We start from the raw sequence: 2,999 nt of genomic DNA, 5'->3' as shown, positions 1-2,999 counted from the left end.
GGCCGTACACCGTGCCGGTGGTGGCGCAGGGGCCGTACACCGTACGGGTGACGGACCGGGCGGTCGAGCCGGGCGGGCGCGAGGTGGTCCTGCGGCCGCCGTCCCTCGTGGTCGGCGTCGGCGCGTCCGGGGGTGCTCCCGTGGAGGAGGTGCTGGGGCTGGTCGAGGGCGCGTTGCGGGACGCGGGGCTGTCCGTGCGGTCCGTCTCCTGCCTCGCCACCGTCGACGCCAAGGCCAAGGAGCCGGGCCTCGTCGCGGCGGCCGGACGGCTGGGGGTCCCCCTGGTGACGTACTCCGCCGAGCAGTTGGCGGCGGTCGACGTGCCCAACCCGTCCGCCGCACCGCTCGCCGCCGTCGGTACGCCGTCGGTCGCGGAGGCGGCCGCGCTGCTCGGCGGGGGTGAACTCCTCGTGCCCAAGCGGAAGTCGGAGCGGGCGGACGGGCGGCCGGCCATGGCCACGTGTGCCGTGGTGCGGCGGCCGGGGCGCGGCCGGCTCGCGGTCGTCGGGCTGGGGCCGGGCGCCAGGGACCTGCTGACTCCGCGCGCGAAGGCGGAACTGCGGCGCGCCTCCGTGCTGGTGGGGCTCGACCAGTACGTCGACCAGATCCGCGACCTGCTGCGGCCCGGCACCCGGATTCTGGAGTCGGGGCTCGGAGCGGAGGAGGAGCGGGCGCGGACGGCGGTCGCCGAGGCCCGGCGCGGCCACGCCGTGGCGCTGATCGGCAGCGGGGACGCCGGGGTGTACGCCATGGCCTCCCCCGCGCTCGCCGAGGCGTCGGACGACATCGACGTGGTCGGCGTGCCGGGGGTCACGGCGGCGCTCGCGGCCGGGGCGGTCCTGGGCGCGCCGCTCGGGCACGACCACGTGTCGATCAGCCTGTCCGACCTGCACACGCCGTGGGAGGTCATCGAGCGGCGGGTGCGGGCGGCGGCGGAGGCCGACCTCGTCGTGACCTTCTACAACCCGCGTTCCCGGGGCCGCGACTGGCAGCTGCCCGAGGCGCTGGCGGTCCTCGCCGGGCACCGGGAGCCGACGACGCCGGTCGGTGTCGTACGCAACGCCTCGCGGCCGGACGAGTCCAGCCGGCTGACGACGCTGGCCGGGCTGGACCCGGCGACGGTCGACATGATGACGGTCGTGACGGTCGGCAACACGGCGACCCGTGAGATCGCGGGGCGGATGGTCACGCCGCGCGGCTACCGCTGGCAGGAGACCCGGGAGGACCGGAAGTGAACCGCGTCGTCCACCCCATCGAGCAGGAGTCCTTCCGGCGGCTGCGCGCCCGCCTGGACACCTCGCACCTCCCTCCGCTGACGCGGGCGGTGGTGGAGCGGGTCGTCCACTCCGCCGCCGACCTGGAGTACGCCTCCGACCTCGTCATGGACGAGGGCGAGCTGGTGACGGCGCACGCCGCGCTGCACGCGGGGGCGCCCGTGGTCGTGGACGTGGAGATGGTGGCGGCCGGGATCACCCGGCGCGACACCGTCTGCCGCCTGAAGGACGCCGGGCCGGGCCCCGGGCTGACGCGTTCGGCGCACGCGGTCCGGCTGGCGTACGAGGAGGTCGGCCCGGGTGCCCTGTGGGTGATCGGCTGCGCCCCGACCGCCCTGGAGGAGCTGCTGGGGCTGGACGCCTCCCCCGCACTCGTCATCGGTCTGCCCGTCGGTTTCGTCGGGGCGGCCGAGTCCAAGGCCGCGCTGCGCGAGAGCGGGCTGCCCGCGGTGAGCAACGTGTCCGAGAAGGGCGGTTCGGCGGTCGCCGCCGCCGCGCTCAACGCCCTGCTGTACCACCCCACTTCGCTCGCATCACCCGAGGAGACCCTGTGACCACCCCGCCGCCCGCCCTGCTGATCGCCGGTCACGGCACCCGGGACGAGGCCGGAGCCGAGGCGTTCCGTGACTTCGTACGGGAGTTGGGCCGCCGCCATCCCGAACTGCCCGTCGCGGGCGGCTTCATCGAGCTGTCCCCGCCGCCGCTGGGCGAGGCGGTGGCCGATCTGGTGGGGCGGGGGGTACGGCGTTTCGCCGCCGTACCCCTGATGCTGGTGTCCGCCGGGCACGCCAAGGGCGACATCCCGGCGGCGCTGGCCCGCGAGAAGGAACGGCACCCGGGGATCTCGTACACCTACGGCCGCCCGCTGGGCCCGCACCCCGCGCTGCTGAGCGTGCTGGAGCGGCGGCTGGACGAGGCGGTGGATCCCTCCTGGGACCGCTCCGGGGTGACGGTGCTGCTGGTCGGGCGTGGCTCGACGGACCCGGACGCCAACGCCGAGGTGTTCAAGGCGGCGCGGCTGCTGTGGGAGGGGCGGGGGTACGCCGGTGTGGAGACGGCGTTCGTGTCGCTGGCGGCGCCGGACGTGCCGAGCGGTCTGGAGCGGTGCGCGAGGCTGGGCGCGCGGCGGGTCGTGGTCCTCCCCTACTTCCTGTTCACGGGCGTCCTGCCGGACCGGGTGCGGCGGCAGACGGCGGACTGGGCGGCGGCGCACCCGGAGGTCGAGGTGCGCTCGGCGGACGTGATCGGGCCGGAGCCGGAGCTGCTGGACCTGGTGAGGGAGCGGTACGAGGAGGCGGTGAAGGGCGACCTGCGGATGAACTGCGACTCGTGCGTGTACCGGATCGCGCTGCCGGGCTTCGAGGACAAGGTGGGGCTGCCGCAGCAGCCGCACTACCACCCGGACGACGACGGCCATCACCACGGACACCACCACGGGCACCACCGCGGTGGACACGCACACTCCCATGCGCACTGAGGACGGGATGCTGGGCGTCCACGGCCACGACCTGCGGCACCACGGAGACGCCGAGGTGCGGGACGACGGTGCGGCCCTGGTGGACCTCGCCGTGAACGTGCGGGCCGGCACGCCTCCGGCGTGGCTGCGGGAGCGGATCGCCGCCTCGCTCACCGGTCTCGCGGCCTACCCGGACGGGCGGGCCGCGCGGGAGGCGGTGGCGGCGCGGCACGGGCTGCCGGTGGAGCGGGTGCTGCTGACGGCGGGGG

The 2,999-nt window shown here is 75.9% G+C and carries 3 protein-coding genes and 1 pseudogene; all 4 read left to right on the top strand.

Features of this window, described 5'->3' with window-relative positions; all coding sequences use genetic code 11:
- Window positions 1–1,235 (top strand): precorrin-3B C(17)-methyltransferase (gene cobJ, locus C1I97_RS34405; protein ID WP_111006910.1); only part of this gene is annotated, 1,235 nt, incomplete at its 5' end.
- The gene (locus tag C1I97_RS34400; RefSeq protein WP_111006909.1) at window positions 1,232–1,828 is read left to right on the top strand and encodes a precorrin-8X methylmutase; all 597 of its coding nucleotides are present in this window, start codon (window positions 1,232–1,234) and stop codon (window positions 1,826–1,828) included. The genes cobJ and C1I97_RS34400, both read left to right, overlap by 4 nt.
- The gene (locus tag C1I97_RS34395) at window positions 1,825–2,751 is read left to right on the top strand and encodes a sirohydrochlorin chelatase (protein WP_111006908.1); all 927 of its coding nucleotides are present in this window, start codon (window positions 1,825–1,827) and stop codon (window positions 2,749–2,751) included. Before C1I97_RS34400 ends, C1I97_RS34395 begins: the two co-directional genes overlap by 4 nt.
- A pseudogene (locus C1I97_RS34390) lies at window positions 2,741–2,999 on the top strand (Rv2231c family pyridoxal phosphate-dependent protein CobC); the annotation flags it as partial. The gene C1I97_RS34395 and the pseudogene C1I97_RS34390, both read left to right, overlap by 11 nt.

This window comes from Streptomyces sp. NTH33, from assembly GCF_003236365.1.
Taxonomy (GTDB): domain Bacteria; phylum Actinomycetota; class Actinomycetes; order Streptomycetales; family Streptomycetaceae; genus Streptomyces.
This window is presented reverse-complemented; position numbering and strand designations above follow the sequence as displayed.